Here is a 1,690-nt window from a genome sequence, read left to right on the forward strand (position 1 = left end):
AATCCACAAATATCCGGGTGCATTCGCCAGCTTCGATCGAGGAACAGGCCGAGATGACTTGGCATCGTCGCCTCGCCGCCGAGAACATGGTCGAGTCCCGAGGCCTCCGCACCTGCTGGGTGGGTTCCCTTGGAGGGCTGAGCGAGTTGCCGTGGGTCGCCCACCAAGATCAGGTTCGATGCGGCTGGGGCAACGGCGAGCACGTTGGCCAGGGAGAGCTGGCCAGCTTCGTCGATCACGAGCGTGTCGACCGCCTCGGTCATCCCCGCTTTCGCGAACAACCACCCGGTACCAGCGACCACATCAACGGCACCGCCCGACAAAGCACTCTCAACATCTTCATTCTTCGTGGTGATCTGCACCGAAGGGTGGCTGAAGCCGTCCGCTGTGTCGGAGACCTTCTGGATCGCTCGCAATCCGACGCCTTGCTCGGAGGCCTGTTCGGCGACCTCCTTGAGGAGGTTGCCGATGACGGCATGGCTGTTCGCGGTGATCCCAACCTTCCGCCCGGCGCCCACGAGAGCGATGATGACTCGCGCCGCTGTGAAGGTCTTGCCCGAACCCGGAGGACCTTGGATCGGCAGAAATGAACGGTCGAGCGTCAACGCAAGCCGCACTGCAGCGTCGAGCGCCGATTCGCCATCGACTCGTAGAGAATCTCCCTGGCGTCCGCCGCCGTTCACCCTGGGCGGACGGCCAGCAAGGAACTGGCGAGCTGCCTCGGCTGGCCCGGGCCCATCGATACCGTGCTCGACCAGCGCTGCGGCCACCCGTTGCAGCGAGGACCGTTGCTCGGCGGTGCGGATTGGACCAGCCGGAATGAGAGCGGTTGGGTGGGGGGCTGCCGATGTGGCACCGCGGCGCAGACTCAGAGTGCCACGTGCGTGATCGATGCTCACGAGCGTCCCCGGTCCCGGGGGTCCACTCCCGGTCTGATACCTCGTTCGCGCAGTCGCCGGGTCGAGCACTTGCTTCCCGACGGGGAGCTTGTGTTCTTGGTCGGGATCGAATGCGTAGTGCCAGGTGAGGGATCTCTTGTCTGGCGTTGGTTCACCTGCCACGCTCAACCCGGCGATGGCTTCGGTGTCGGCGAGAAGGTCCGCTTCGTCGCAGTTCAGTATTCGGTCGAAGTAGCGCCACCACTCGGGCTTGTCCTCCCGTCGGTGCCATCGCAGCAAGTGGGCCATCAGCCAACGGGCGCGCGTGTCCTCATCGTCGGCCTCGGTCGGTGGGTCGACGCGACCATTGAGCAGCCGATCGGCGAGAACGTCCTCGTCGCGCTCAAACTCAGCCGGTTCCTTTTCGTCCCCCGCAGTTGCTCGACGTGCAGGTCGATCGACCACCTCACCAGCAGCGATCAGTTCCTGGCGTCGCTCTTCCAGCCAGTCGCGCAGCCGCCACGTCGACTCGACATCATCACGGTTGTACGCCTCGATGTCGTCGAGGATCTGTTGGTCGCCGGTCTGTAGCCATCGCTCGTACTCGACGATGCTGGAACCGGCGTCGACGATCTCGCCGGTCCGGGCCTCCATGTAGAGGGGCTCAAGCTTCTTCAACGAATACGACGGTGAGCCAATGACAAGGGCTTGGCGCACGACTCGGTACAGGTCGACGAACACGCCACCGCGCAACAAGTCGTCCAGCTCGGCTTCGCGTGTGCCGTAGCGGCCCATCAGCTTGCCAAGTGCGC

Annotated in this window: 1 protein-coding gene; it reads right to left on the minus strand. The window is 64.3% G+C overall.

Translation table 11 applies throughout. The features are described 5' to 3' along the window. A partial coding sequence (locus ACH2EI_RS21265; RefSeq protein WP_395161501.1) for a ribonuclease H-like domain-containing protein occupies positions 1-1,690 on the minus strand: 1,690 nt, incomplete at both ends.

Origin of the sequence: Ilumatobacter sp. (assembly GCF_041688325.1) — a bacterium.
Lineage (GTDB): Bacteria > Actinomycetota > Acidimicrobiia > Acidimicrobiales > Ilumatobacteraceae > Ilumatobacter_A.